This is a genomic window from Streptomyces milbemycinicus (genome assembly GCF_002154605.1).
In the GTDB taxonomy this organism is placed as follows: domain Bacteria; phylum Actinomycetota; class Actinomycetes; order Streptomycetales; family Streptomycetaceae; genus Streptomyces; species Streptomyces milbemycinicus.
This window is the reverse complement of sequence record NZ_MUNE01000003.1, coordinates 12,472-36,960: the sequence shown is the minus strand read 5'-3', so window position 1 is coordinate 36,960 and position 24,489 is coordinate 12,472. Positions and strand designations below refer to the sequence as shown.

The following is a 24,489-nucleotide window of genomic DNA, read 5'->3' as shown; positions in this document are numbered from 1 at the left end:
TCCCGAGTATGTCGCCGCTCGCGGGGGCGTGACGCGCACGCGAGCGGCGACATACTCGGGAGTTGGCCGAGTTGACCGATTTGGTCTAGACCGCTGCGTTACCGTCGGGCTGCATCTGTAAAGTCGGCGGAAGGGCAGTGCGGTGAGCACCACAGGCAGTGGACAGCGGGCGTACATCGGGTCGTTCACCTCGGCGGGCGGCGCCGGAGTCACGGTCGCGTCCGTGGACGCGGACACGGGCGCGCTGCGCGCCCTGCACAGCACGGACGCCGTGCCCAACCCCTCCTACCTCGCGCTCGCCCCCGGCGGTGAAACCCTCTATGCGGTGAGCGAGACCGACGACGGCGCCGCCGCGGCCTTCCGCGTCGCCGACCCCACCCGGCCGCCCGTCCCGCTGGGCACCCCCGTACCGGTACACGGCGCCGCCCCGACGCACCTCGCGCTCGCCGCCGGGCAGCTGCTCACCGCCAACTACGGCTCCGGAAGCGTCACCGCGCTCCCGGTCCGGGACGACGGCGCGCTCGGCGAACCGTCGGCGGTGCTGCGCCACGAGGGCAGCGGCCCCGACGCCACCCGCCAGGAGGGCCCGCACGCGCACGCCGTCGTGCCTGACCCGTCGGGGCGCTGGGTGCTCGCGGTCGACCTGGGGACCGACTCGGTGTGGGTGTACGCGGCGGGTACGGGTGGGGGAGCCGGAGTGACCTCGCGGGTTCACCGCGAGGCCCGGCTGCGCCCCGGAAGCGGCCCGCGCCACCTCGCCTTCCACCCCCGCGGCGAGCGCGCCTACGTCATCAACGAGCTGGACCCGACGGTCACGGTGTGCCGCTGGGACGCGGCGTCCGGCACCCTGGACCCGCTCGGCGAGACACGCGTCCTGCCGAGCGGCACGGACGTCCCCAACTTCCCCTCGGAGATCGTCGTCTCGGCGGACGGCCGCTTCGCCTGGGTCGCCAACCGCGGCCACGACAGCGTCACAACGCTCGCTCTCGACGCCTCCGGCGACACGATGACGCTGGTCACCACCACCCCCTGCGGCGGCCACTGGCCCCGCGACCTGACCCTCGCCCCCTCGGGCCGCCACCTCTACGCCGCGAACGAGCGCTCCGGCGATGTGACCTGGTTCCGGATCGACCCGTCATCGGGCGTCCCGACCCGCATGGGCTCACTCGCCGCCCCGGCGGCCTCGTGCGTGATCTTCGCCTGAGCAGCGACCGACCGACCGCCCCGCTGCGCAAGCGGGGCGGCGGCCCCGGTGGTGGGGCCGCCATGTACCCGTGCCGCTCAGCGCGGTGTCAGTGCATGGCCGGGTTCGGCTGGAGCTTGATGCCCAGGACCGTCGCGTACTTGGCCAGCACCAGCTTGCCCACGGCCGGGTATGCGCCGAGCGGCTCCGCCGCCGCGCACTCCGCCTCTTCGGCGGCGGCCGCGGGGAGATCGGCCGCGACCTCGGGGCCGATGAGGTAGGGGGCGAGGGCCAGCCGGGTGGAGCCGGCCGAGCGCAGTTGCTCGGCGACGCGGAGGACGGCACCGTCCTCGTCCAGCGCGGCGGCCATGACCGGTATGGCCAGGCGCGCGGAGAGCAGCATGCCGGTGATGCCACCGGCCTGGGCCGCCTCGGCGCCGCCGACCGTGGCCAGGATGATCCCGTCCGCGGCGGTGGCGACCGTGAAGAGGCGGGCGCGGTCGGCGCGGGCGAGGCTCGCCTCCGACAGGCGTACGTGCAGCGCCTCGGCGAGGAGCGGATGCGGGCCGAGGACGTCGGTGAGTTCGGCGGCGGAGCCGCTGTGCTTGACGGCCTGGCGTATCCGGCGCAGCAGCGCGTTGTCCGGCCCGGCGAGCAGCGGCACGACGACGGCGGAGGCGGTCTCGTCGGTGACGGCGGGCTCGGCGGCGGCAGCCGGGGCCGCGACCTCCTCGCCCAGCGCCTCCGCTTCGGCCTTGGCCTTGGCTGCCGCGGCGGCGGCGGCCCGGCGGGCGCGCTCGCCGCGCTCCTGCGCGGCGCGGGTGAGCACGGCCTCGAGCGCCGGGAAGTCCTCGCTCGCGCCGTCCCCGTTGCCCTCGCCGTCCACGTACCCGATCCGGGCGTCGAGGCCGGGCAGCTCGGAGCGGGCGATGCTCAGGACCTCTTCGGCCAGGCTCCGGGTGGCGCCGTCAGGGGAGCCCGGGACGGCCAGTACCAGCGGAGGGGCGCCGACAGGGGCGACCACGGGCTCCGGTCGGCGGTGCCGTCCGGGCTGGCGGGGACGCGGCATTCGTACAGGCAGGCCGGACGCGGGCCCAGTGGGGGAGCTCATGGCGCCGCATGTTAGTCGCTTGTTGTGATCGACTGTTCGGGAGGGTACGACGCGGGGTCTTCTGTCCCTATTTGCCGAGCCGTGTTGTTCGACACTGTTCGCTTTACCGCTGTTTGCCTTGACGCTGGGCGATGGCGGGTTTAAGACTCCGGCGCGACCGGGCCGACGTCCATGACGCGCAACAGCGCCGCGTCCAGCGGCAGGAGCAGCGAGTCCGTGGCGAGCGCCGTGGCGATGCGCACCGCGCCGGCCAGCGGATCGCCGGCCGCCTCGGTCACCCGGGCGTTCGGCAGCCGCTCGGCCAACTGGGCGCGCAGCGGTACGAGCAGGGGGGCGCCCATACGGAAGAGGCCGCCGGTGAGTGCCACCACACGCCCCTCCACGTCCGGGCAGACCGCCTCCGCGGCCTGCGCGATGTGCTGTGCGGCGTCCCGCAGGATCGCGGCCGCGACCGGGTCCCGCTCCGCGCACCGCCCGACCTCGGGCGCGAACGAGGCCAGTACGGCGGGCCGGTCGGGGCGCGGATACAGCTTCCCCGGCAGCTCGCCCGCCGGTCCGAAGACCTCCTCCAGACGCACCAGCAGCGGCCGTGAGCCGCCCTCGCGCCCGTCGTACGCGCGCATCGCCGCTTCGAGTCCGGCCCGGCCGATCCAGGCCCCGCCGCCGCAGTCGCCGAGGAGATGGCCCCAGCCGTCGGCACGGCGCCAGCCGCCGCCCCCGCGGGCACCGGCAGTCGAACGGGCCGTGCCCTCCCCGCCGCCGTCACCGTCCGCGCTGTCCGCGTCCGCCGTACTGCCTGGCAGGGCGCCCAGTGCGATCAGGCCCGTGCCGGCCGCGACCACCGCGCCGGGCCGCTGGCCGAGGGCGCCGGCGTAGGCGGTCACCCCGTCGGCCGCCAGGGCCAGCCGCCGGGTGCCCAGCGAACTCGCCAGCGCGTCCGGCAGCTTGGCGCGCAGATCGTCGCCGAGCGAGGCCATGCCCGCGGCGCCGACACACACCGCCGCCACACGGTCCGCCCCCGCCTCGCGCAGCAGTGCGCGGGCGGCGGGGAGCACCCGGGCGAGCAGGCTGTCCGCGTCGATGCCCCGGTCGCCGACCACGGCGGGCGTGGGCACGGACGAGGACCAAGACAGCCCGCTCGCCGGGCCGTCGCCCCCACCGCCGCCCCGCTCCTCGCCGCCGTCCCCGTCTCCCTCGTACGGGGCGTCGGCGCGGGCGAGTGCGACTCGGACGCCGGAGCCGCCGGAGTCGATGCCGAGTACGAATCCCTGCTCCGTACTGTCGCCCACCGGCTCAGCCGAACCCGCGCGCATCCTGCTTGAGCGCGGTGTCCACGGTCAGCGCGGTGGCCACGACGAGGCTCAGCAGCGGGTCGGGCAGCTGGCGGTGGATCTGCAGGACGTAGTTGTCCGCGGTGGTGAACATCGTCTTCGCCAGACCTTCCCAGGTCTTGGTGATCCGGGCGATCTCGGTGTCGGTGTGGTCGACGATGGCGAAGTTCCAGGCCCGCCAGTTCTCCGCCTTGATGGCGCCGATCTGCTGGCCGTTGACCTGAATGGCGAAGTTGATCTTGCCAATGGCGTTCTGCTGCACGATCTCGCCGACCGGCTGCCCGTCCGGGCGCGTCACCAGCACCTTGGACTTGATGAACTTCGCCGGGCGGGTGAGCACCAGATGCGGCTGCCCCTGGGCATCGCGGATCTCGAGCTTGTGGGTCATGAACTGGTCGAGGCTGGAGACGAACCGAGCCACCTTCTTCAGGGTGCTCTGGCCGACCTGCACCACCGAGCCGATGGTGCGCCCGTGCTGGTCGAAGACGCTGTACTCGTTGGTCAGCTCGATCAGCTTGGCCTTCTGGTTCACCACCAGCACCGGCTCGCTGAAGAGCGTGCCGCCGCCGGCGTGCACCGGGGCGACGCCCGCCTGCTGCTGCACCTGGCGCTGGACCTTGGCCGGGTCGGCGACCGGCGCCTGCTGCTGCGGGACCTGCCCGGGCTGGCCGGGGTGGGTGTGCTCGGTCCACTGCGCGCCGTCCCACCAGCGCAGCAGGTTGGGCGTGCCCTGCGGGTCGGCGTACCAGCCCGCAGGGGTGTTCGGATGTGTCGTCATGGCGGGCAGACTACCCGCCCCTCACCAGGAAGGAAGCCGTCAGGGAAGGCGCCAGTCCACCGGCTGGGCCCCTTGCTGTACCAGAAGGTCATTGGCCCGGCTGAACGGACGTGAGCCGAAGAAGCCGCGGTCGGCGGACATGGGGGAGGGGTGCGCGGATTCGATGGCGGGCAGGCTGCCGAGCAGCGGGCGCACGTTCCGGGCGTCGCGGCCCCACAGGATGGACACCAGGGGGCGGCCGCGCGCGGCCAGCGCCCGGATGGCCTGCTCGGTGACCTCCTCCCAGCCCTTGCCGCGGTGCGCGGCGGGCCGGCGCGGCGCGGTGGTCAGCGCCTTGTTGAGCAGCAGCACGCCCTGCGCGGTCCACGGGGTCAGATCGCCGTTGGACGGGCGGGGCAGGCCGAGGTCGGTGTGCAGCTCGCGGTAGATGTTCTCCAGGCTGCCGGGCAGCGGGCGCACCTCCGGGGCCACGGAGAAGCTGAGCCCCACGGCGTGGCCGGGCGTCGGATAGGGGTCCTGACCGACGATCAGGACGCGCACCTCGTCGAAGGGCTGCTGGAAGGCGCGCAGCACATTCTGTCCGGCCGGCAGATAAGTGCGCCCTGCCGCTATCTCGGCCCGCAGGAAGTCGCCCATCGCGGCGATACGTTCTTCGACCGGCTCAAGTGCCTTGGCCCAGCCTGCTTCTACGATTTCGTTCAAGGGTCGTGCAGCCACGTCGCGTCACTCTAGTGGTTCGGCGCGTGGCCGTGCGCCACCTCATCCGGGCACGAGCCGCCACCTCCGCCTCACCTCAGTGCACCGGGCCTCACCCCACCGCCGCCGCCCGTACGCACAGCACGTCCGGAAGGTGCTCGGCGACCAGCCGCCAGCTGTCCCCGTCGTCCGCGCTCGCGTACACCTCGCCGTTGCGGTTGCCGAAGTAGACGCCCGCCGGGTCGGCGTCGTCCGTGCGCAGCGCGTCCCGCAGCACCACCCCGTAGTGGTCGGCCTTCGGCAGCCCGGCGGACAGCTCGGACCACGACGCCCCGGCGTCCTCGGTGCGGAAGACCCGGCAGCGATAGCCGGGCGGATAGCGGTCCGAGCCGTCGCTGACCGGGAACACATAGGCCACGCCGCCGCGCCGGGGGTGGGCGGCGACCGCGAATCCGAAGTCGGCGGGCAGCCCTTTGCCGATGTCCAACCAGGTCGCCCCGGCGTCGTCGCTGCGGTACACCCCGCCGTGGTTCTGCAGATACAGCCGGTCGGGGTCCACCGCGTCCGGCGCGATCTTGTGCACGCACTGGCCGAACTCCGGATACGGATCGGGCAGGAACTCCGCCTTCAGCCCGGTGTTGGACGGGGCCCAGCTCGCCCCGCCGTCCGCGGACCGGTACACCCCGCCCGAGGACACGGCCGCCAGCACCACATCGGCGTCGCGAGGGTCGGTGACGACCGTGTGGACCGCCTGCCCGCCGAAGCCCGCGCCCCACTCCGGCCGCTGCGGGTGCTCCCACAGGCTCCGTACGAACGCGAAGGTCTCGCCGCCGTCCTCGGACCGGAAGAGGGCGCCCGGCTGGGTGCCCGCGTACACCACATCGGGCGCGGCGGGCCCGGCCGGGTGCAGCTGCCACACCCGCTCCAGCGAGGTGTCGGTCCCCTCCGGGAACCGCACCGCGGGCGCGGGCGGTTCGTGCCAGGTGCGCCCGAGGTCGTCGGAGCGGAAGACCGACGGCCCCCAGTGCGAGCTGTCCGCCCCGACCAGCAGCCGGGGCGCGGCGCGGCGGGTGTCGATACCGACGGAGTACACCGCCTGCATCGGGAAGTGGGGACCGGTCAGGTCCCAGCCCCCGCCCCCACGGCGCCCGAGGAACAGCCCCTTACGGGTGCCGATGGCGAGCAGGACGTCATCCATGGCGCATCACTCCTTGCGATGTGTCCGGCGTCACACAGCCAGCACCTCAGAGTCTGCACCCCACCACTGACAACGGCCCGCTCCATCACGTCACCCCAGCTCAGGCGGCCCGGCCGTACTGCGGCGGGACCGTGGCGACCGCGCCAAGATCACGCGCCGCGTGCCGCGCCCAGTACGGGTCGCGCAGCAACTCGCGGCCGAGCAGCACGGCGTCCGCCTCGCCGCCCGCGACGATCTTCTCGGCCTGCTCCGGCTCGGTGATCAGGCCGACCGCGGCGACCGGAAGCCCGGTCTCCGCCCGGACGCGCGCGGCGAACGGCACCTGGTAGCCCGGGCCGGTCGGGATCCGCACCCGCGCCGCGTTGCCGCCGGTGGAGACGTCCAGCAGGTCCACACCGTGGGCGGTGAGCTCCTGCGCGAACCGCACGGTGTCGTCGGCGGTCCAGCCCTGGCGTTCGTCGGAGTCGTCCTCGGTCAGCCAGTCGGTCGCCGAGATCCGGAAGAACAGCGGCAGCTCGTCCGGCCACACCGCGCGTACGGCGTCCACGACCTCGAGCGCGAAGCGCGTCCGGTTCTCGAAGGACCCGCCGTACTCGTCGGTGCGGCGGTTGCTGTACGGCGAAAGGAACTCGCCGATCAGATAGCCGTGCGCGCCATGGACCTCGGCCACCTCGAACCCGGCGGCCAGCGCGCGCCGCGCCGCCTCGGCGAACTGGTCCACGATCTCCCGGATCTGCTCGACCGTCAGCTCCTCGGGCACCGGGTGGCCCTCGTCGAACGGCAGCGGGCTGGGCCCGAGCGGCTGCCAGCCGCCCCCGTCCTCGGCCACGGGCCCGCCGCCCAGCCACGGCCGGTCGGTCGATGCCTTGCGCCCGGCGTGGGCCAGTTGGATGCCCGGCGTGGTGCCGCGCTCCTTGAGGAAGGCGGTGATCCGGCGGAAGGCCTCCGTCTGGGTGTCGTTCCACAGGCCCAGGTCGGCGGGGCTGATCCGGCCCTCGGGGCTGACGGCGGTGGCCTCGACCAGGATCAGACCGGTGCCGCCGACGGCCCGCGAGGTGTAGTGCGAGAAGTGCCAGTCGCCCGCCACGCCCGCGTCCGGGCCGCTGACCTCGGCGGAGTACTGGCACATGGGGGACATCCAGATCCGGTTGGGAATGGTCAGCGACCGCAGGGTGTAGGGCTCGAACAGCACGCTCACGGCAGGCTCCGTCTCAGGTCTTCGCCAGTGGATCCCTCGTACGATAACCCTCGTAGTACGCCGAACGTCAAACTACGAGGGGTCTCGTACAATAGAATCTCGTCACGAGGCACCGAGGAGCAGCCGTGCAGCCGCAGACCCCCGCCCCGCCACCGTCGACCGGCCGTGCGCTGGAGCACCCCGCGCGCGGCGCCATCCGCCTCGAAGACGTGCTGCACGCGCTGTCCGACCCCATGCGGCTGCGGGTGGTGCGGACCCTGGCGGGGGAGGCCCGCGAGCTGGCCTGTTCCGACATCGAGCTGCCGGTGAGCAAGTCCACCACCACCCACCACTTCCGGGTGCTGCGGGAGTGCGGGGTGATCAACCAGATCTACCGGGGCACCGCCAAGATGAACGCGCTGCGCCGCGAGGACCTAGACGCGCTGTTCCCCGGACTGCTCGACAGCGTCCTGCTCGCCGCCGACGGCCAGGACCTGCGCTCCGGCGGTTCGGCGGGCGGCGGGGGCTGAGGCCGCCCGACCGGCCCCGGTCGGCAGGTGGTTGAAGAGCAGGTTGAGCGCGATGGCGGTGAGGCAGCCCGCGCTGATCCCGCTGGTCATGATCGTCTGGAACCAGTGCGGGAACTGTTCATAGACCCCCGGGACGCCCACCGGCAGCAGCCCGACGGCGACCGACACCGCGACCACCGTGAGGTTGTGGTTGTCCCGGAAGTCCACCCCGGCCAGCGTCCGCAGCCCGCTCGCCGCGACCGTCCCGAACATCACCAGACCGGCCCCGCCAAGCACCGGCGCCGGGACCGCCGCGACCAGCGCGCCCAGCTTGGGCTCCAGCCCCAGCAGCACCAGAATCCCGCCCGCCGCGGCCACCACCCACCGGCTGTGCACCCGCGTCATCCCCACCAGGCCGACGTTCTGGGCGAAGGCCGTGTACGGAAAGGTGTTGAAGACCCCGCCCAGCAGGGTGGCCGCACCGTCCGCACGCAGCCCGTCCGCGAGCCGCCGGGCATCGACGTCACGGCCGGTCATCTCGCCCACCGCGATGAAGTCCCCGGTCGTCTCGGTCATGCTCACCACCGCCACCACCAGCATCGACGCCACGGCCGCCGCTTCGAAGGTCGGGGCGCCGAAGTGGAAGGGCGTGGAGACGCCGACCCAGTCGGAGTCGCCCACCCCCGAGAAGTCCGTGAAGCCGAGCGGCACGGCCGCCGCCGTCCCGGCCACGATGCCGACCAGCACCGCGACCCGGCCCAGAAAGCCGGGCGCGAAGCGCTGTACGGCCAGCACGGTGATCAGCACCCCGGCGGCCAGCCCCAGATTCTTCGGCGCCCCGAAGTCCGCCGAACCCTGGCCGCCCGCCGCCCAGTTGCCCGCCACCGGCAGCAGCGACAGGCCGATGACCAGGATCACCGTGCCGGTCACCAGCGGCGGGAAGAAGCGCAGCAGCCGCCCGAAGACCGGCGCGAGCAGGATCATCGCGATCCCCGAGATGAGCACCGAACCGTAGATCGCCGGCAGCCCGCCGCCCCCGGTGCCGATCAGCACCATCGGGGTGACCGCAGCGAAGGTACAGCCCTGCATGATCGGCAGCCGTACGCCGAACCGCCACAGCCCGACGCACTGCAGCACGGTCGCTATCCCGCACAGCAGCAGATCCGCGTTGATGAGGTACGCCAGATCCGCGGGCGGCAGCTTCATGGCGCCGCCGACGATCAGCGGCACGGCGACCGCGCCCGCGTACATCGCGAGCACATGCTGCAGTCCGAAGGCGGCGAGCTGACCGGGCGGCGGGACCTCGTCCACGGGATGGCGTGCGGGCTTCATGACGGCTCCTTCTGCGGCTACGGGAATGCTGGGGAGTGGGTAGCACGACAACTGGGCGCGACGATAGAAGCCTTGAACAGTCTGTTGATTTCAACGGCATTGCCGCTGTGTGTTCCGGAAAGCTGTGTGTTCCGGAAAGGGGCCGGGCTCAGCCCTGGGCGTCGCGGGCCGCGGTCAGCAGTCCGGGCCAGTCCGGGATCTTCACCCGAGGCCGCCCCAACGCCCGCCCGAGCGCCGACTCCGCCGCCTCGATCCGCAGCCAGCCGGGCCACTCCACCGGCTCCAGACCCATCGCGCGCAGCGCCGCCCGCGGGTCCTCGGCCACCGGGCGCGACGCGAGGGCGGCCGCGTCGGACAGGAGGGAGGCGATGGTCTCCTTGGCGCACGACCGGTTCGTCCCGATGACCCCGGTCGGCCCTCGCTTGATCCACCCCGCGACGTACTCGCCGGCCGAGGGCGCGCCGCCGCGCACCACCCGCCCCTGCTCATGCGGGACCGTCCCGCTGGCCGCGGCGAACGGCAGCCCGGGCAGCGGTACGCCCCGGTAGCCGACCGAGCGCAGGACCAGCTGTGCCGGTACGTCCTCGAAGTCGCCGATCCCGGCGACCCCGCCCATCCCGTCCGGCCCGGTCCGCTCGAACCGCACCGCCCGTACGGCGCCCTCGCCGAGCACCGCCGCCGGGCGCAGGAAGAAGCGCAGATGGATCCGGCGCGGCCGGCCGGCGGGCTCGCGGCGCGCCCAGTCGCGCAGCACCTCCACATTGCGCCGGACGGGCCCCGGCAGCCGCGACGGATCCGCGAACGCCGGGTCCATCGCCAGCTCCTCGGGCCGCACCAGCACATCGGCGCCGGCCAGCGCGCCGAGCTCGCGCAGCTCCTTGGTGGTGAACTTGGCCTGCGACGGACCGCGCCTGCCGACCATGTGCACATCGGTGACCTGGCTGTCGGCGAGCGCGTCGAGGGCGGCGTGCGGTACGTCGGTGGCGCGCAGCTCCTCCGCGCCGCGGGCGAGCACCCGCGCCACGTCGACCGCGACATTGCCGACCCCGATGACCACGGCGGAGCGCGCGCCCAGCGCGAAGGCGTCGATCGCCGAGTCGGGGTGGGCGCTGTACCAGGAGACGAACTCGGTGGCCGAGAAGCTGCCCGGCAGCTCCTCCCCGGGGATGCCGAGCCGCCGGTCGGACGCCGCCCCGACGCAGTACACCACCGCGTGGTACAGCCCGAGCAGCCGCTCGGGCACCAGCGGCGCGGGCCCCACCGGCACATTGCCCAGGAAGCTGACCCGGGGGTGCTCCAGGACCGTGCGGAGGGTGTTCTGCAGCGACTTGATCTTCTCGTGGTCCGGGGCGACCCCGTAGCGCACCAGTCCGTACGGACACGGCAGCCGGTCCAGTACATCCACGGCCACATCGGGCACGGCCTGCTGCTGGACGAGCGCCTGGGCGGCGTAGACCCCGCTCGGCCCGGATCCGACGACTGCTACGCGAAGCACGGCGGAGCTCCTTCCGCAGGATGTCTCCAGCATCGCACCCGATGGGGGCTCCGGTCCGGCATTACGCGCCGGACAACAGGCTCCCGGGTGACGGCCGAGGCCGGAGGCTGACGTTCCGGAGCGGAAGCAGGCGCCCGGAGCCGGGCGCCCGCCGTGAGCTGTCCGTGATTCGCGTGATGCGCGCTATCCGAGCTGCCGCATCCGCCGGATCTCGGCGCTCTGCTGCGCGATGACATCGTCCGCCATCTCCTCCACCTTCACGTTGTTGCCCTGCGCCAGGACGTCCGTGGCCATGGAGATCGCGCCGGAGTGATGGGTGATCATCAGCTTGAGGAAGAGCTTGTCGAAGTCGGCTCCGCCCGCGGCGCGCAGCTGATCCAACTGCTTCTGGGTGGCCATGCCGGGCATGGAGCCGTGGTCGTGCCCGCCCTCGTGGCCCGTCGTGCCGCCACCCTGGTCCGCCGTCCCGCCGTTCGTCTTCAGCCAGCCCTTCATCGCCTCGATCTCCGGCTTCTGCCCGGCGGAGATGCGCTCGGCGAGCCGTTTGATCTTCGACGACTTCGCCCGGTCGGGGGCCAGGGCGGTCATCACCAGGGCCTGCCGGTGGTGCTGGATCATCATGCGTACGTAGCTGAAATCGGCCGCGTTGGGGGAGTCGTCGTCCTTCGCCTTCGCCGCCTCTTCGGCCGTCAGTTTCTTGGCCGCCTCCCCGGGCTTGCCCGGCGCGATCACCGAGGGCCCGGGGTCCTTGGCCTGGTCGTCGGCCTTGGTGCCGCTGTCGGCCTCGCAGCCGGTGAGGGCCAGCGCCAGGGCCGCGGCCACCGCCGTGACCGCGAGCGCGGCGGCGCGTGCGGCACGGGCGGTCGTGGTCGTACGCCGGATCAACACCGTGACCTCCAGAGACTTTTGCGAGCTGTGCTGACCGTATTAGCACGTAAGTGGCTGATCCATGCAAGGAATCTTCGTTACATATTCATTGCCGACTGTTGAGGTGTACATGGATCGAGCGATACTGCCCACGGCCCGCGTCCAGACATCGTTCAATCCCGAACGGGAAGAAAGGGAGGACGCAGTTGAAGCCGTGGCACAGACTCCAGATGCGCCATAGACCCTCGATGCGCCCCCGACACCTCGGCACCGTCGTAGTCGCCTTCGGGCTGCTCGCCTCGCTGTTCGCAGTGAGCCCGGCGGCCGCGACCCCCGACCCCGGAGCCACCCCGAAGAGTGAACGGGTGTCCAACGGGCAGGCCGATGAGGTCAAGGCGGCCATCAAGGACGGCGAGATACCGGGTGTGGACGAGATCGTCCACAGCGACAACGTCAGCCATCTGACGAACATCCCCAAGCAGGCCCTCAAAGGCACCAATTCGGACCTGGCCTTCCAGGGCAAGTACGCCTTCGCGGGCAACTACGACGGCTTCGTCATCTACGACATCAGCAACCCGAAGCAGCCGAAGACCGTCAGTCAGGTGCTGTGCCCGGGCTCGCAGAACGACATCAGCGTCTCCGGGAACCTGCTCTTCCTGTCCACGGACTCCTCGCGCAGCGACAACTCCTGCAACAGCACCACGCAGCCCGCCACGGAGAAGTCGTCCTGGGAGGGCATGAAGGTCTTCGACATCAGCGACAAGACCGAGCCCAAGTACGTCGCCGCCATCGAGACCTCCTGCGGCTCGCACACCCACACCCTGGTGCCCGAGCGGGACAACGTCTACATCTACGTCTCCTCGTACTCCCCGGACGCCACCTTCCCGGACTGCCAGCCGCCGCACGACGGGATCTCCGTCATCAAGGTGCCGCGCCGCGCGCCCGAGAAGTCGGCGGTCGTCGACTTCCCGGTGCTCTTCCCGGACGGCGGCAACCCGGGCGCGCCCACCAACCCGGGTGTGTCCAAGACGACCGGCTGCCACGACATCACCAGCTTCCCCAAGCTCAAGCTGGCGGCGGGCGCCTGCATGGGTGACGGCGTCCTGCTGGACATCGCAGACCCCGCCAAGCCGCGGGTCATCGACCGGGTCGAGGACAACGTCAACTTCGCCTTCTGGCACTCGGCGACCTTCAACGAGCGCGGCAACAAGGTCGTGTTCACCGACGAGCTCGGCGGCGGCGGGGCCGCGACCTGCAACGCCGAGGTCGGCCCCAACCACGGCGCCGACGGCATCTACGACATCGTCGGCAAGGGCGACCACCGCAAGCTGGTCTTCCGGAACTACTACAAGATCCCGCGCTACCAGGCGAACACCGAGAACTGCGTCGCCCACAACGGCTCGCTGATCCCGGTCAAGGGCCGCGACATCATGGTCCAGGCGTGGTACCAGGGCGGCGTGTCCATCTGGGAGTTCACCGACTCCAAGAACCCGAAGGAGATCGGCTACTTCGAGCGCGGCCCCATCTCCGCCGACACGCTGGTGGGCGGAGGCTCCTGGTCCGCGTACTACTACAACGGCTACATCTACTCGAACGACATCGCCAAGGGCTTCGACGTCCTGAAGATCGACGACCGGCGCACCGACGGCGCCCGGTCGGTGCGGCTGAGCGAGCTGAACGTGCAGACGCAGCCCGACTACCGCTGACCGTCCGCCCCGGACGGCTTCCGGCCGTCCGGGGCGTCACCACCCGTTTCACCACCCGTTTCGCTGCCCGTTTCGCCGTTTGTTCCGGCGTTTGTTTCATCGCCCGCCCGCGTGTCCGGCGGGACGCCCAACTCCCACTCCAGCTTGTAGCGGTTGAAGAGCTCGGCCCGCAGCCGCTCGACCGGCACCGGGGCCCCTGGCAGCAACACCGCGAACACCGCGCCCATCAGCTGCGCGCGCAAGAGCACGTAGTCGGCGTCCGGCTCCGGCGATCCGTACCGGACCATCGTCTCGCGGAGCAGCGCGGCCAGCCGCTGCTGCTCGGCGCATTTGATGAACCCCTCGGCGGTCAGAATGCCCGCCATATGTGTCCGCATCAGCCGCGGACGCTCCACGGCGAGCCCCAGGATCGCGTCGATCGCCCGCGCCAGCCACTCCCGGCCCGCGTCGTCGCCGTCCGGCAGGGGCTCGCGCTCGAGCCCCTTGGCCAGCTCCAGATGCATCAGCTGGTGCACGGCCGTCTGCAGCAACTGGCGCTTGCCGGGGAAGTAGTAGGAGACCAGACCGCGCGCGGCCCCCGCCCGGTCGGCGATATCGGCGAGCGTCGTCGCCTCGTAGCCGCGCTCGCCGACCAGCTCGACCGCCGCCTGGAGCAGGCGCTCCTGGGACCGACGGCGCAACTCCTCATTGACCGAAGCGCTGCGGGGGGACATGCTGTAACTCCTGCGTTGACTGGCTCTTGGCCAATATACTCAGTGAGGTCTCGGGTTGTCCGCCACTGTGCCCTGGGCGGCCCCGATGCTCCGTCGATTTCGGGCGACGCGGGGGATCGCCCGAAATCGACGGTTTTGCTGTGTCTGTGACGGGTCGTTATGGGGATTTCGCAGCGTCGTCAGGGCGTCTCGGCGCCGCCCGCGAAGTCCAGCACCGGCCGCAGCCCGTCGGGCCGCTGCTCCACCGGCAGATGGTCCACCAAGTGCACCCGGCACCCCAGCCGCGCCGCTCCGCCGTCCGCCCGCCGGTCGTCCCCCACCATCACGGTGTCGGCCGGGGCCAGCACGAGCGCGTCGCACGCCACCCGGAACAGCCGGGGGTCCGGCTTCTGGATGCCGTGCTCGTACGACAGCACATAGGCGTCCACGAACTCGTCAAGACCGTGCGCCCGGAACACCGGCCGCAGATCCCAGCCGATGTTGCTGACCACCGCGATCCGCACCCCGCGCCGCCGCAGCTCGCCCAGCACCTCGGCCGTGTCGGGGTACGGCCGCCACGCGGCCGGCTCCATATGGCGGTCGTACAGCGCGTCGTACAGCTCCGGGCGGGGCAGCGGCACCTCGCGGGCCAGCCCCGTGAAGGCGGTGCGGTGGCCCTCGGAGCTGCGGTCCCGTACGCCCCACAGCTCGGTCAGGTGGGGCGGTACGGCCTGGGGCGGGGCGCCGCCGGGCAGCGCCCCCGCGTCCTCCAACTGCCGTGCGTACCGCAGGATGTCCTCCTCCGGGACAGCCGTGCCCGTTGCGTCGAGCACGGCCCGCAGCCAGGACTCGGTCGGCTCGATACGGAAGAGGGTCCCGGAGAAGTCGAAGAGCGCACCCTTGATCGTCATGCCCTCATCGTTCCAGGCGAGCCCCCTCACCGGGGCGTATCGGGCGATTCCCCCGTCGACTCGTCCGTACGGTCCGCAGGGACCCGGCGTGCGTACGGGTACGCGGCCGCCGCAGCGCAGACCAGGGCGGCGCCCAGCAGCCAGCCGCCCAGTACGTCGGAGGGCCAGTGCACCCCCAGATACACGCGGGTGAACCCCACGCCGGCCACGGACACCGCGGCCACCAGCGCCGCGGCCCTCAGCCACGCCCGCCGCGCCCCGCTCCGCGCCATCACCCACAGCAGCAGCCCGAACGCGACGGTGGTGGTGAGGGCGTGGCCGGACGGGAAGGCCGCGTAATACGCCGAGTCCACCGGGTTCCGCCAGTGCGGGCGCTCCCGGCCGACCGCCGCCTTGACGCCCTGCTGCAGCGCGGTCCCCGCGGCGGAGGCGGCCACGACCCACAGCGCGAGCAGCCGCTCCCGGCGCCACAGCAGCCACCCGGCGAGCAGCGCCGTCCCCGCACGCATCGTCCAGGGGTCCCATACCCAGTCGGTCAGCACTTTGTTGGCGTCGGTCCAGCCGTGGTGCGTCACCGCAGTCCGGTGCAGGGCTTCGGCGATGTCCCCGTCGGCGTCCTCCAGCGGACCCCAGCGGGCCACGACCAGGATCAGCAGGACCATGAACAGCGCGGTCAGGACGGCGGCGGTACGTACGGCACGGAGCCTCGAGGCGTGCATGGGTCGATGATCGCGCACTGACGGGTGCGCGCGTCGACCACCTGCCCGAGGGGTGACGCTCCGCTCAGCCCAGCACCCGCAGCGCCGGGACCAGCGTGACCACGAGTGGCACGACGGGGACCAGCGCCGCCGCGGCCGTCAGCCGCAGGCGGCGTGCGGGGGAGAGCCGCGCGGCGGGGGCGAGCAGCCGGTCCACCCGCCGCGGGACCTCCGCGAGCTGGGCCGGAACGGGCCCGAACACCCCGCGGTGCTCGTTCAGTTCGACCAGCGCGAGCGCGGTCGTCAGCCGCCCGAAGCGGCGCGAGGCGGAGTCGTCGGCGGCCAGTTCCACCAGCCGGTGCACCTGGTCGCGGAAGGCCGCGAACACCGGCACCTGCGGAAAGCCCGTGGCCAGCGCGGAGGAGCAGTGCAGCAGCCAGTGGTGGCGGGCCCGGGCGTGCCCCTGCTCATGCGCCAGCACGGCGTCCAGCCGACGGCCCTTGAGGCGGCGCAGCGCCGCCGTGGTGATGACCAGCCGGGGCGGCGTGCCTGGCAGCCACCACGCCTCGGGCCGCTCGCCCTCCAGCACCACCAGCCGGTCCCCGGCGGGCTCCTCGCCGGGCAACGCCGGGCAGCGGTCGAGCAGTTCGGCCCGCCGCTGCTTGCGCCGCGTCCGCGCCCGGCCGATCTCGCGCGTCAGCATCAGTGCCGTCCACACGGCGCCGCAGGCCAGCGCGAGGGCGACGGGGGCGGCCCAGGGTCCGTACGCGGACAGCGCGTACGCCTCCACCACGCCCTGGGGCGCGGGGGCGAAGACATTTCCGCGCACGGCCTGCGAGGCCGCCGCCGCGGTCAGTGCCATGGTCAGCCCGCAGCACAGCAACACGGCGACCACCACGCACTGCCACACCCACAGGGCGAGCACGGGTTCGCGGTCGGCCCAGTCGGACCGGGCCAGCAGGCGGGGCGCCATTGCCGCCGCCAGGGCGCCGAGGCCCATCAGCGCGAGCGGGACCATCATGGCCGTTACCTTATGAGTGCGGTGTCGGGGCGGGTACGGTCCTGCGGCCGGAAGTGACGTACGCCACGATCACCGGAGGCCGGGCGAGACCACCCCTGTGCCGGGCACCGGCTCAGAGCGTCAGCAGCATTGCCAGCATCCCGATCCCCATGGACAGCCTGCACGCGTCGGCCAGTTCGGGCCGCCGCGACCAGGCGAGGCCACCGGAACCACTTCCCGCCCCGGCCGGCGCCAGCCGCGTCGCCGACCACACCACATACACCGCGAAGTACACGAGCAGCACGGCGGTGAGCGCCGGTACGCCGCCCGGCACCCGCCCCTGCGCCGCGTGCCCGGCGTGGCCGTGGCCCCTCGCCGGGGTGCCCACCGCCATCGCGAGCGCCATATAGACCATCGCCAACGCCCCGACCGCGTGGTGCAGATGATGCCCCAGGGCCCGGCCGCCGCGGTGCCACGCGGGCAGCAGCGCCCGTACGGCCGCCACGGCGAACACCGCCGCGAGCAGGGGCGGGCCCCACGGCCGGGGATCCAGCGCCGCGGCGGGCACCGCCATCACCGCCATCCCCCACCCCATCAGCGCCTCCGCCCCCGCGGCCCGCCGCACCCGGCCGGGCGGCTCGCCGCGCATCCGCAGCAGGCAGTACGACCCCGTGGCCGCGCACAGCGCGACCAGCAGCCAGCCGGCCAGCGGCGGTCCGTGCACGGCGCACCTCCCGGGACGGACGGATCCCCCGGAGGCTGCCCAGCGAGCGCCCGGCACACGGGAGCGCACGGGGGCAACAGGGGAGCGCGATCCCCCCGCCCCAGGGCCCGAAGTCGCGATCTTGACCTCGTGTGCACTCCAAGTCCTAGCGTCCCGGGGCATGAGCACCGAGCAACACAAGATCGGCAGCGGTTTCGGCGCGCACAGCACGGCGGACGACGTACTCACCGGCATCGATCTGTCGGGCAGGACCGCCCTGGTCACCGGCGGCTACTCCGGTCTCGGTCTGGAGACCACCCGGGCCCTCGCCCGGGCCGGCGCCCACGTCGTCGTCTTGGCGCTGGCCCCCGGCGGGGCGCGGGTGGTGTCTGTGGCCTCGTCGGGGCGCTTCCTCTCCGGCATCCGCTGGGACGACCTCCACTTCCGCACGGGTTACGACCGGTGGTCGGCCTACGCCCAGTCGAAGACAGCGAACGCCCTCTTCGCCCTGCACCTCGACACGCTGGGCGGAGACAGCGGAGTCCACGCCTTCGCCCTTCATTCACCCGGGCAGCATCCTCACCGTTGCTCAAAGTCTCGGTGACTTTCAGCATTCCAGACGTTTCCGCCTGAAAGGTCCGTGACGGTGTCACCAGAGCGCGAGTTGCGCTTCGGTGTCCTGACGATGGTCTCCCGTTTCCTTCCGCCGCGGATGCGGCAGGTTTGCGCCACCTGCCCGCCCGCCTCGGCCGGTGTTCCGGCCGGGGCGTTGGCGGCGGGTCTTATGGTCGGCTCCATGGGGCTTCGACACGCGTGGCGTGTCCTGGTCTCCGGCCACTCCGGTACCAGTGGTGCAGGCCGCCGCGAGGGCGGCCAGGTTGCGGGCCGAGTTCTCGTCCCGGTCGAGGACCAGGCCGCAGGCGTCGCAGGTGAAGACTCGGACGTGCAGCGGCAGCTTGGCTTTCACCGCGCCGCAGTTCGAGCAGGTCTTGGAGCTGGGGTACCAGCGGTCCGCCACGATGGTGGGGCAGGCGTTCCGCCGGCCCTTGTAGGTGAGCTGGCGCCGGATCTCCCCGAACCCGGCATCGGCCACGTGGCGGGCGAGCCGTTTGTTGCGGAGCATTCCGGCGACGTTGAGGTCTTCGACCACCACCGTGCCGTACTCGGCGCGCACGCGGGTGGTGAGCTTGTGCAGCGCATCGGCGCGCAGGTTCGCCACCCGGTGGTGGAGCTTGTTGCGCTCGCGGTTGGCCTTCTCCCACCGCCTGGACGGCTTCCGGCCGGTCCTGCGGTCAGGTCCCTGCCGCCGGCAGACGCGGCGGGAGTGGAACCTCAGCAGCTTGAGGGCGCTGTCCAGGTGCTTCGGGTTCGGCTCGTAACGTGTCTGCCCGGAGCTGTCGGCCAGGACCGCGAGGTGCTTGACGCCCAGGTCGATCCCGACCGCCGCATCCGGCCGGTTGACGCGGGTGATCTCCCGGGCTGTCTCCACCTGGAGGGAGACGAACCAGCGCCCGCGCTCATACCGGACGGTCGCGGACAGGAGGCGCGCCGTCCCGGCCTGGATACGGACAAGGAGTTTCCGCGTGGGTTCGTGGGTGCGGATCGTGCCGGTGGTGAACCGGCATGCCAGGCGGGCCTTCCGCTTCGGCTTCCGGCGCGGGACACCCAGCCGGCGCCCCTTACGTCTGCCCTGCTTGGACTTGGCGTAGTTGTCGAACGCGGCAGCCGCGTTCGCCAGGCCGGTGCTGTACGCCTCCTTGGAGTTCTCCTCCCACCACTCGGCGAATCTCGGGTCGGTGGTCTTGATCCGGTTGAACTCCTTGCGCAGCGCGGGCAGCGACCACGGCCGCCACGGCGTCAGCCCCTCCTCACCGATGCCATAGGAGGCTTCGGCCCTGCGCTGCCACCACGAGGCCGTCACCCACGACACGGCCCAGTTATAGACGGCACGGGCAGCACCACAGTGCGAGCGCAGCGCCCCCTCCTGCCCGGCGTTCGGATCGAGAGCGAACCTGTAGGCCTGCACCACACAGCCGGACCGCGGCCGGAACTTCCCCCTCACGTCGCTGCCTCCCCCGGTTCGAAGATCCCCTCACGGCACCCAACGAGCACCACACGCAAAGGTCACGCATTCGATGAAGGAACACCCGTTTCCGTCCGGGACCACCGCGACGAACAGCTCGCCCAAGGCTGGATCACCGCCGACGGCACACCCGCGGACGGCTTCAAGACCCCGGCCCAGGGCGCGGCGACGGCCGTATGGGCCGCCACCTCGCCCCTGCTGGACGGCCACGGCGGCGCGTACTGCCAGGACTGCGACGTCGCCGAGCCCACCACGACCGACGACATGCTGATCGGCGGGGTCAAACCCTGGCCCGTGGACCCCGCGGCGGCGGCTCGGCTGTGGGAGCTGTCCAGCGAACTCACGAACCTGGATGCGTTCTCGTAGGCCGGCTCGGACCCGGCCTCGGCGAAAGCCGGTGGCGGCGCGGCGAGCCCCTGCCCGATGATCGGTGTCATGGACGCTGTCGTTCAGTGGGTGCGCACCGAGTGGACCAAGTCCTCCCGCGGCGGCCCCGAAGCCGCACGGAGGAACGCGGCCCCCCTCGCTTTCCCCCTGCCACCGGGTTTCGCGTCGTCCGTGCACGAGGTCGTGATGCGGGAGGCGGATTCCTTCGAGTCCCACGCGTCCGTACGGGAGCTGCCGGACGCCGGAGTGGCGCTGCGGGAGGACGGGGGGCTGCTGCGGATCGGTCCGCTGCAGGTATCGATGTTCAGCATGCCGCGGCGGCATCGCCGCCCGCCCGCGGTGCGGCTCGCCCCCGGCGAGTGGCTGCGGTGGCAGATCAACCACCGCTTCGTCGGCCTCTGCGGCGGTGAGTGGTTCTACCGGCTCGACACCCTCAACGTCGCCTATGGTCCCGCCGCCCCGGATGTCTTCCTGGGCTCACCGACGCGTCGCGTCGACGAGCGCGCTCACCTGCGCTGACCGGGGCCGTATGTGCAGATGGCCGTCGCGGGGGAACGCGGGCGGTGCGGCGGGAAGGATCTTGGCCAGGTCGTATCCGCTCTTCTGCGCGACGCGGCACGACGCCGCGTTGTCCACCTGGTGCAGCAGCTCAAGGCGCGTCAGCCCGTCACCGCCGAAGGTGGTGAAGGCCCAGTCGGTCAACGCCCGCAGCGCCCGGGGGGCGACTCCCCGGCCGCGTGCATGCGCCGCCGTCCAGTAGCCGACCTCGGCCGAGGGCACGCCCGAGGTCACGTTCTTGAGCACCACATCGCCCGCCAACCGCCCCTCGGACGCCGTGGTTCGGGCTTCGACGACCGCGAAAGTGAAGCGCTCGCCCGTCTCCCATCCCCGCTGCTGTTCCTGGATCCATCGTGCCGCGCCCGCCTCGTCGTCCACGGCCGAACTCGTCCAGCGGCGCAGGACGTCGTCCCGGTACAGCTCGACGAGGTCGGCGGCGTCCGCCGGGCCCCACGGGCGCAGAACGAGGGCGGGCGCCGATGAGGTCGCCTGCGCTTCCAGCCGGACAGGGATCACGCCACCAAATCCTTTGCGATCGATTCGATAAAGGTGAACTTCTTGCCCCGTCCGGTCAGCACGGCGCCGGCCGGCAGCGACGGCGGCACCGAACTACGTCCCCGGTCGATAGCGAAGGGGATGATCGTGCGGGACCTCCACGAGAACGATCTTGACCCCGTCCGGATCGCTGATCCACATCTCGATCAGGCCCCAGGGCTCCTTCAGCGGTGGCCGCTCCACCTCGACCCCGTGGGCCGTCAGCTCCTCATGGGCCGCCGCGACGTCGGTGACCTGCAGCCACAGCTGGAGGCCGGGGGCCGGAGGGGTGTCGGAGCGGCCGGAGAGTTCGAGGAAGCCGCCGCCGAGGAAGTAGACCGTGCCGCGCTCTGGGCCCTCGCCGAATTCCCGGTAGACCGCGAGGCCAAGCGTCTCGCCGTAGAAGGCACGGGAGCGTTCCGGGTCGGTCGGCCGCAGCAGGGTGCGGCTGCTCAGTACATGCACCATGGCGCGACCTTACGCATCGGGGGCGCGTTAATGTCGACTGCCGTCGCAGGGCGGTGTCGCACACCGCAGGGCATACCGCAGGGCATACTGCAGAGAAAGGACATCCGACTCATGGAGACCGTGGACGCCACCCGGCCCGCCGCCGAGCCGACCTTCCGGGCCGCGACCGCGGCCGATGTGCCGGAGCTGGTCGCGCTGATCGAATCGGCTTATCGCGGGGACTCCAGCCGGGCGGGCTGGACGACGGAGGCCGACATCCTGGGCGGGCAGCGCACCGATCCCGAAGGGGTCGCGGCCGTGGTGACGGGGGAGAACGGCCGGATGCTGGTGGTCGAGCGGGGCGGTGAGATGGTGGCCTGCTGCCAGCTGGAGCACCGCGGCGACCATGCCTATTTCGGGATGTTCGCGGTGCGGCCGGCGCAGCAGGGCGCCGGGCTCGGCAAGGTGATCATCGCCGAGGCGGAGCGGTGGGTGCGGGCCGAGTGGGGTGCGCGGGAGATGCGTATGACGGTGATCTCGGCCCGCGAGGACCTGATCGCCTGGTATGAGCGGCGCGGCTACGCCCGTACGGGGGAGATGACGCCGTTCCCGTACGGGGATGAGCGCTTCGGTGTCCCGCGCCGCGCCGATCTCGAGTTCGAGCTGCTGGTCAAGCCGCTGGGGTGAGGCAGGAGTGGGCGGTCACGCCGTGTAGCGGGCCGCCCGCCTGATCTCCGGGTAGTCGGTGGTGCCGCCGTCCAGGCCCAGGCCGCGGGCCAGCTTCAGCTGGTCCGGGGTGTTGACCGTCCAGCCGATGACCTTGAGGCCGGCCGCGTGGGCGCGCTGTACGAGCTCGAGGGTGATCCGGCGGATGTTGAGGACCAGCATCCCGGCGTCGACCGCCTGCGCCCGGTCGATCACATCGAGGCCGTAGCGGCTGGCGACGAGCGCGGTGCGGGCGGTCGGCAGGAGGGTGCGGATCTCGGCGATGGCCTGGTCGTGGAAGGAGAGCACGTCCACGCGGTCCAGCAGGTTGCGGCGGGTGATCACCTCGGCGAGGGCCCGTGCGGCCGCGGTGTCCTTGATCTCTGCCTGGAGGGGTGCCTCCACGGCGTCCACGACCTCCTCGAAGACCGGGATGCGCTCGCCCTGCCCGGCGTCGAGCTCGCGCAGTTCGGCGAGGGTGAAGTCGCTGATGGGGCCCTGTCCGTCGGTCGTGCGGTCCACGTCCGCGTCGTGCATGACCACGAGCGCGCCGTCCTTGCTCAGATGCAGGTCCAGCTCGATGACGTCCAGGCCCTCGCGCTCGGCCCGGAGGAAGGACCGGAGGGTGTTCTCCGGCTCGACGCCCATCACTCCGCGGTGTCCGATGGTGAGAAAGGTCAACGGTGTCTCGCTCTTCTGTCGGCTCTGCTGGTCGTGCTGAGGCGGCCGCCCGGACCGGCGCTCAGCGTAACGGCCCACCGCGACGCGGAGGTTAAGACAGGGCCGCGGCAGAGGCGCGGCTCGGCTACCGGTCCATGACCGAGCCATGTCCCGCAGGAAAAACATCGGTGGGAAGGGAGCGGGGCAGGATAATTTCCGGCGGCCCCACTTGAGCCGGAGAACCGTCGATGGATACGGTGTCTTAACGCGAGTTTCTTCGGTGGAGGTGTGGTTATGGCGGAAATTCTTTCGTCTGTGGTGGCGGAGGGTGTCATTCTGCCTGCGGAGCGTGTGGATCGCGTAGTGGAGCACCTGTCCTGGGCCGCGCTCAAGGACGCCGTGGAGGCCATCAGGCCCTGGCAGTCCAAGGACGGTTCGATCGACTTCGAGGCCGACGGCGCTCCACCCCGCGCCGCCGCCCAGGACGCCGTCGACCAGGTCGTACGGGCAGTCGAGGAGCTGGCCCCGCTGCTGCCGCACGACACCGCGTACCACCAGGCGCTCGTCGCCGATCTGCGCCGCTGGGCCGAGGGCGGCTTCGGGGTGCCGGACTTCCTCGACTCGCTGCTCGCCTTCCAGCCCGCCCGCGGGCGCGCCGACGGCCTGCAGCACCTGGTCGTCTTCCCGATGTACACGCAGAACGGCAACCCGGACCGCAACCTCGAGGCGCTGGTCGTACGGGTGGTGTGGCCGGACTGGCTGGCCGAGCTCGAGCGCACCCGCTACGACAACCCGCTCTACATCGGCCTGGCCTTCGAGGACTTCACCTCCGGCTACGACACCAACTCCGCGGTGCTCTTCCCCGAGACCATCGCCGTCCGCGAGGTCCCGGAGCGGTTCAGCTGGGGAGGGATCTTCTGCGACCGCGAGGCCGCCCGCTTCCGGCGGGTGAGCGAGGCCGCCGTCCAGGCGCTGGGCATCGAGCTGCCCGCGGACGTCCGGGACATGCTCGCCGACCAGCGGCGCTGCCAGGAGGCGTTCGCCCTGTGGGACATGGTCCACGACCGCACCCACAGCCATGGCGATCTGCCCTTCGACCCCTTCATGATCAAGCAGCGCCAGCCGTTCTGGATGTACGGCCTGGAGGAGCTGCGCTGTGACCTCACCGCCTTCAAGGAGGCCGTGAAGCTGGAGGCCGAGGGGATTGCCCAGGCCCGCGACGTCCAGTACGCCGTGATCTTCGACCGGATGTTCCGGTTCCCCGTCACCGGCGACCGCGTACGCAACTACGACGGGCTCGGCGGCCAGCTGCTCTTCGCCTACCTGCACCAGCACGACGTCGTACGCTGGACGGACAACACCCTGCACATCGACTGGGTCCGCGCCCCGCAGGTCACCAACCAGCTGTGCGGCGAGATCGAGAAGCTGTACCGCGACGGCATCGACCGCCCCAAGCTCGTCCACTGGTTCAAGGCGTATGAGCTGGTCTCGTCCTATCTGGCCCCGCACCCCGGCTCGGTGTGGGCCAAGGGCCCCGACGCCCTCGACCTCACCCAGCCGCCGCGCAAACTGGTGGACGACGTGCTCCCCGACGAGTTCCCGCTCAGCATGTTCTACGAGGCGCTTGCCAAGAAGCTGCGCGCCGTGGTCGCCTCCACCAAGGGCATCACGGCCGACAGCGACGTCAAGGTGGCCGCGTGAAGCCGATGGCAGGGATGAGCGGAGCGC

The 24,489-nt window shown here is 71.9% G+C and carries 25 protein-coding genes and 1 pseudogene; 8 read left to right on the top strand and 18 right to left on the bottom strand.

Annotated features, from left to right (window positions below):
- Positions 1 to 142: 142 nt before the first annotated feature.
- Positions 143 to 1,204 carry a lactonase family protein gene (locus CCN51_RS00405; protein ID WP_014174659.1) on the top strand — a complete coding sequence of 354 codons (1,062 nt, stop codon included), beginning with the start codon at positions 143 to 145 and terminating at the stop codon, positions 1,202 to 1,204.
- Between the two features lie 88 nt (positions 1,205 to 1,292).
- Here CCN51_RS00405 and CCN51_RS00400 read toward each other — a convergent pair whose 3' ends face one another.
- The 6 genes from CCN51_RS00400 to CCN51_RS00375 form a co-directional block, all read right to left on the bottom strand.
- Entirely contained in the window at positions 1,293 to 2,294 is a 1,002-nt protein-coding gene (locus CCN51_RS00400) for a sirohydrochlorin chelatase family protein (protein ID WP_078610361.1), read from the bottom strand.
- Between the two features lie 140 nt (positions 2,295 to 2,434).
- Positions 2,435 to 3,607, bottom strand: a complete 1,173-nt coding sequence (locus tag CCN51_RS00395) for an N-acetylglucosamine kinase (RefSeq protein WP_014174657.1) — start codon at positions 3,605 to 3,607, stop codon at positions 2,435 to 2,437.
- Complete coding sequence (locus CCN51_RS00390) at positions 3,588 to 4,403, bottom strand: LURP-one-related family protein (protein ID WP_014174656.1); 816 nt, start codon at positions 4,401 to 4,403, stop codon at positions 3,588 to 3,590. The genes CCN51_RS00395 and CCN51_RS00390 overlap by 20 nt, the downstream gene beginning before the upstream one ends.
- A 39-nt stretch (positions 4,404 to 4,442) precedes the next feature.
- Positions 4,443 to 5,120 carry a uracil-DNA glycosylase gene (locus CCN51_RS00385; protein ID WP_014174655.1) on the bottom strand — a complete coding sequence of 226 codons (678 nt, stop codon included), beginning with the start codon at positions 5,118 to 5,120 and terminating at the stop codon, positions 4,443 to 4,445.
- Between the two features lie 91 nt (positions 5,121 to 5,211).
- The gene (locus tag CCN51_RS00380) at positions 5,212 to 6,297 is read right to left on the bottom strand and encodes a WD40/YVTN/BNR-like repeat-containing protein (protein ID WP_014174654.1); all 1,086 of its coding nucleotides are present in this window, start codon (positions 6,295 to 6,297) and stop codon (positions 5,212 to 5,214) included.
- Between the two features lie 100 nt (positions 6,298 to 6,397).
- On the bottom strand, positions 6,398 to 7,495 hold the full coding sequence (locus tag CCN51_RS00375) for an NADH:flavin oxidoreductase/NADH oxidase (RefSeq protein WP_014174653.1): 1,098 nt from the start codon (positions 7,493 to 7,495) through the stop codon (positions 6,398 to 6,400).
- Between the two features lie 125 nt (positions 7,496 to 7,620).
- Between CCN51_RS00375 and CCN51_RS00370 the strand changes: the two genes are divergently transcribed.
- On the top strand, positions 7,621 to 8,004 hold the full coding sequence (locus tag CCN51_RS00370) for an ArsR/SmtB family transcription factor (RefSeq protein ID WP_014174652.1): 384 nt from the start codon (positions 7,621 to 7,623) through the stop codon (positions 8,002 to 8,004).
- Here CCN51_RS00370 and CCN51_RS00365 read toward each other — a convergent pair.
- The 3 genes from CCN51_RS00365 to CCN51_RS00355 form a co-directional block, all read right to left on the bottom strand.
- Positions 7,909 to 9,315, bottom strand: a complete 1,407-nt coding sequence (locus tag CCN51_RS00365; protein ID WP_014174651.1) for a nucleobase:cation symporter-2 family protein — start codon at positions 9,313 to 9,315, stop codon at positions 7,909 to 7,911. The genes CCN51_RS00370 and CCN51_RS00365 overlap by 96 nt on opposite strands.
- Positions 9,316 to 9,463: 148 nt before the next feature.
- Complete coding sequence (locus CCN51_RS00360) at positions 9,464 to 10,810, bottom strand: FAD-dependent oxidoreductase (protein WP_014174650.1); 1,347 nt, start codon at positions 10,808 to 10,810, stop codon at positions 9,464 to 9,466.
- 183 nt (positions 10,811 to 10,993) lie between these two features.
- Positions 10,994 to 11,695, bottom strand: coding sequence for a DUF305 domain-containing protein (locus tag CCN51_RS00355; RefSeq protein ID WP_014174649.1), 702 nt, complete (start codon positions 11,693 to 11,695; stop codon positions 10,994 to 10,996).
- Positions 11,696 to 11,925: 230 nt separating this feature from the next.
- Here CCN51_RS00355 and CCN51_RS00350 point away from each other — a divergent pair, with 230 nt between their 5' ends.
- A complete protein-coding gene (locus tag CCN51_RS00350) occupies positions 11,926 to 13,383 on the top strand; it encodes an LVIVD repeat-containing protein (protein WP_014174648.1) in 1,458 nt (485 codons plus the stop codon).
- Here CCN51_RS00350 and CCN51_RS00345 read toward each other — a convergent pair.
- From CCN51_RS00345 to CCN51_RS00325, 5 genes are all read right to left on the bottom strand, one after another.
- Complete coding sequence (locus CCN51_RS00345; RefSeq protein ID WP_014174647.1) at positions 13,374 to 14,096, bottom strand: TetR/AcrR family transcriptional regulator; 723 nt, start codon at positions 14,094 to 14,096, stop codon at positions 13,374 to 13,376. The genes CCN51_RS00350 and CCN51_RS00345 overlap by 10 nt on opposite strands.
- 179 nt (positions 14,097 to 14,275) lie before the next feature.
- Positions 14,276 to 14,986 carry an HAD family hydrolase gene (locus CCN51_RS00340; RefSeq protein ID WP_014174646.1) on the bottom strand — a complete coding sequence of 237 codons (711 nt, stop codon included), beginning with the start codon at positions 14,984 to 14,986 and terminating at the stop codon, positions 14,276 to 14,278.
- 26 nt (positions 14,987 to 15,012) lie between these two features.
- On the bottom strand, positions 15,013 to 15,705 hold the full coding sequence (locus CCN51_RS00335) for a phosphatase PAP2 family protein (protein ID WP_014174645.1): 693 nt from the start codon (positions 15,703 to 15,705) through the stop codon (positions 15,013 to 15,015).
- Between the two features lie 64 nt (positions 15,706 to 15,769).
- Positions 15,770 to 16,705: a M56 family metallopeptidase gene (locus tag CCN51_RS00330; RefSeq protein ID WP_014174644.1), complete on the bottom strand. Its 936-nt coding sequence runs from the start codon at positions 16,703 to 16,705 to the stop codon at positions 15,770 to 15,772.
- Between the two features lie 112 nt (positions 16,706 to 16,817).
- Complete coding sequence (locus CCN51_RS00325) at positions 16,818 to 17,408, bottom strand: DUF5134 domain-containing protein (protein WP_014174643.1); 591 nt, start codon at positions 17,406 to 17,408, stop codon at positions 16,818 to 16,820.
- A 160-nt stretch (positions 17,409 to 17,568) separates the two neighbouring features.
- Between CCN51_RS00325 and CCN51_RS00320 the strand changes: the two are divergent.
- Positions 17,569 to 17,958 (top strand): annotated as a pseudogene (locus CCN51_RS00320) (SDR family NAD(P)-dependent oxidoreductase); the annotation flags it as partial.
- A gap of 78 nt (positions 17,959 to 18,036) precedes the next feature.
- Here CCN51_RS00320 and tnpB read toward each other — a convergent pair.
- Positions 18,037 to 19,413 (bottom strand): IS607 family element RNA-guided endonuclease TnpB, encoded by a 1,377-nt coding sequence (gene tnpB / locus CCN51_RS00315; protein WP_238545610.1) that lies wholly within the window; start codon positions 19,411 to 19,413, stop codon positions 18,037 to 18,039.
- Between tnpB and CCN51_RS56275 the strand changes: the two genes are divergently transcribed.
- Together CCN51_RS56275 and CCN51_RS00305 are read left to right on the top strand one after the other, a co-directional pair.
- Entirely contained in the window at positions 19,351 to 19,836 is a 486-nt protein-coding gene (locus CCN51_RS56275) for an SDR family NAD(P)-dependent oxidoreductase (protein WP_014174640.1), read from the top strand. The genes tnpB and CCN51_RS56275 overlap by 63 nt on opposite strands.
- A 69-nt stretch (positions 19,837 to 19,905) precedes the next feature.
- Entirely contained in the window at positions 19,906 to 20,376 is a 471-nt protein-coding gene (locus CCN51_RS00305) for a hypothetical protein (protein ID WP_043486335.1), read from the top strand.
- Here the strand turns inward: CCN51_RS00305 and CCN51_RS00300 are convergent.
- Together CCN51_RS00300 and CCN51_RS00295 are read right to left on the bottom strand one after the other, a co-directional pair.
- Entirely contained in the window at positions 20,335 to 20,931 is a 597-nt protein-coding gene (locus CCN51_RS00300; RefSeq protein WP_014174638.1) for a GNAT family N-acetyltransferase, read from the bottom strand. The genes CCN51_RS00305 and CCN51_RS00300 overlap by 42 nt on opposite strands.
- Positions 20,932 to 21,024: 93 nt before the next feature.
- Positions 21,025 to 21,417, bottom strand: a complete 393-nt coding sequence (locus CCN51_RS00295; RefSeq protein ID WP_014174636.1) for a VOC family protein — start codon at positions 21,415 to 21,417, stop codon at positions 21,025 to 21,027.
- A 111-nt stretch (positions 21,418 to 21,528) separates the two neighbouring features.
- Here CCN51_RS00295 and CCN51_RS00290 point away from each other — a divergent pair, with 111 nt between their 5' ends.
- Positions 21,529 to 22,083 (top strand): GNAT family N-acetyltransferase, encoded by a 555-nt coding sequence (locus tag CCN51_RS00290; RefSeq protein ID WP_014174635.1) that lies wholly within the window; start codon positions 21,529 to 21,531, stop codon positions 22,081 to 22,083.
- A 15-nt stretch (positions 22,084 to 22,098) separates the two neighbouring features.
- On the opposite strand, the gene CCN51_RS00285 is transcribed toward CCN51_RS00290, so the two are convergent.
- A complete protein-coding gene (locus CCN51_RS00285) occupies positions 22,099 to 22,782 on the bottom strand; it encodes a glycerophosphodiester phosphodiesterase (RefSeq protein WP_014174634.1) in 684 nt (227 codons plus the stop codon).
- 273 nt (positions 22,783 to 23,055) lie between these two features.
- Here CCN51_RS00285 and CCN51_RS00280 point away from each other — a divergent pair, with 273 nt between their 5' ends.
- Positions 23,056 to 24,462, top strand: a complete 1,407-nt coding sequence (locus tag CCN51_RS00280; RefSeq protein WP_043486333.1) for a DUF6421 family protein — start codon at positions 23,056 to 23,058, stop codon at positions 24,460 to 24,462.
- The last annotated feature ends 27 nt before the right edge of the window (positions 24,463 to 24,489 follow it).

Excerpts from the sequence above, each read along its gene's own strand:
- CCN51_RS00400 (WP_078610361.1), bottom strand. The coding sequence starts at position 2,294 with ATGAGCTCCCCCACTGGGCCCGCGTCCGGCCTGCCTGTACGAATGCCG.
- CCN51_RS00395 (WP_014174657.1), bottom strand. The coding sequence starts at position 3,607 with ATGCGCGCGGGTTCGGCTGAGCCGGTGGGCGACAGTACGGAGCAGGGA.
- CCN51_RS00390 (WP_014174656.1), bottom strand. The coding sequence starts at position 4,403 with ATGACGACACATCCGAACACCCCTGCGGGCTGGTACGCCGACCCGCAG.
- CCN51_RS00380 (WP_014174654.1), bottom strand. The coding sequence starts at position 6,297 with ATGGATGACGTCCTGCTCGCCATCGGCACCCGTAAGGGGCTGTTCCTC.
- CCN51_RS00365 (WP_014174651.1), bottom strand. The coding sequence starts at position 9,315 with ATGAAGCCCGCACGCCATCCCGTGGACGAGGTCCCGCCGCCCGGTCAG.
- CCN51_RS00350 (WP_014174648.1), top strand. The coding sequence starts at position 11,926 with ATGCGCCCCCGACACCTCGGCACCGTCGTAGTCGCCTTCGGGCTGCTC.
- CCN51_RS00345 (WP_014174647.1), bottom strand. The coding sequence starts at position 14,096 with ATGTCCCCCCGCAGCGCTTCGGTCAATGAGGAGTTGCGCCGTCGGTCC.
- CCN51_RS00340 (WP_014174646.1), bottom strand. The coding sequence starts at position 14,986 with ATGACGATCAAGGGTGCGCTCTTCGACTTCTCCGGGACCCTCTTCCGT.
- CCN51_RS00335 (WP_014174645.1), bottom strand. The coding sequence starts at position 15,705 with ATGCACGCCTCGAGGCTCCGTGCCGTACGTACCGCCGCCGTCCTGACC.
- CCN51_RS00330 (WP_014174644.1), bottom strand. The coding sequence starts at position 16,705 with ATGATGGTCCCGCTCGCGCTGATGGGCCTCGGCGCCCTGGCGGCGGCA.
- CCN51_RS00305 (WP_043486335.1), top strand. The coding sequence starts at position 19,906 with ATGGACGCTGTCGTTCAGTGGGTGCGCACCGAGTGGACCAAGTCCTCC.
- CCN51_RS00295 (WP_014174636.1), bottom strand. The coding sequence starts at position 21,417 with ATGGTGCATGTACTGAGCAGCCGCACCCTGCTGCGGCCGACCGACCCG.
- CCN51_RS00290 (WP_014174635.1), top strand. The coding sequence starts at position 21,529 with ATGGAGACCGTGGACGCCACCCGGCCCGCCGCCGAGCCGACCTTCCGG.
- CCN51_RS00280 (WP_043486333.1), top strand. The coding sequence starts at position 23,056 with ATGGCGGAAATTCTTTCGTCTGTGGTGGCGGAGGGTGTCATTCTGCCT.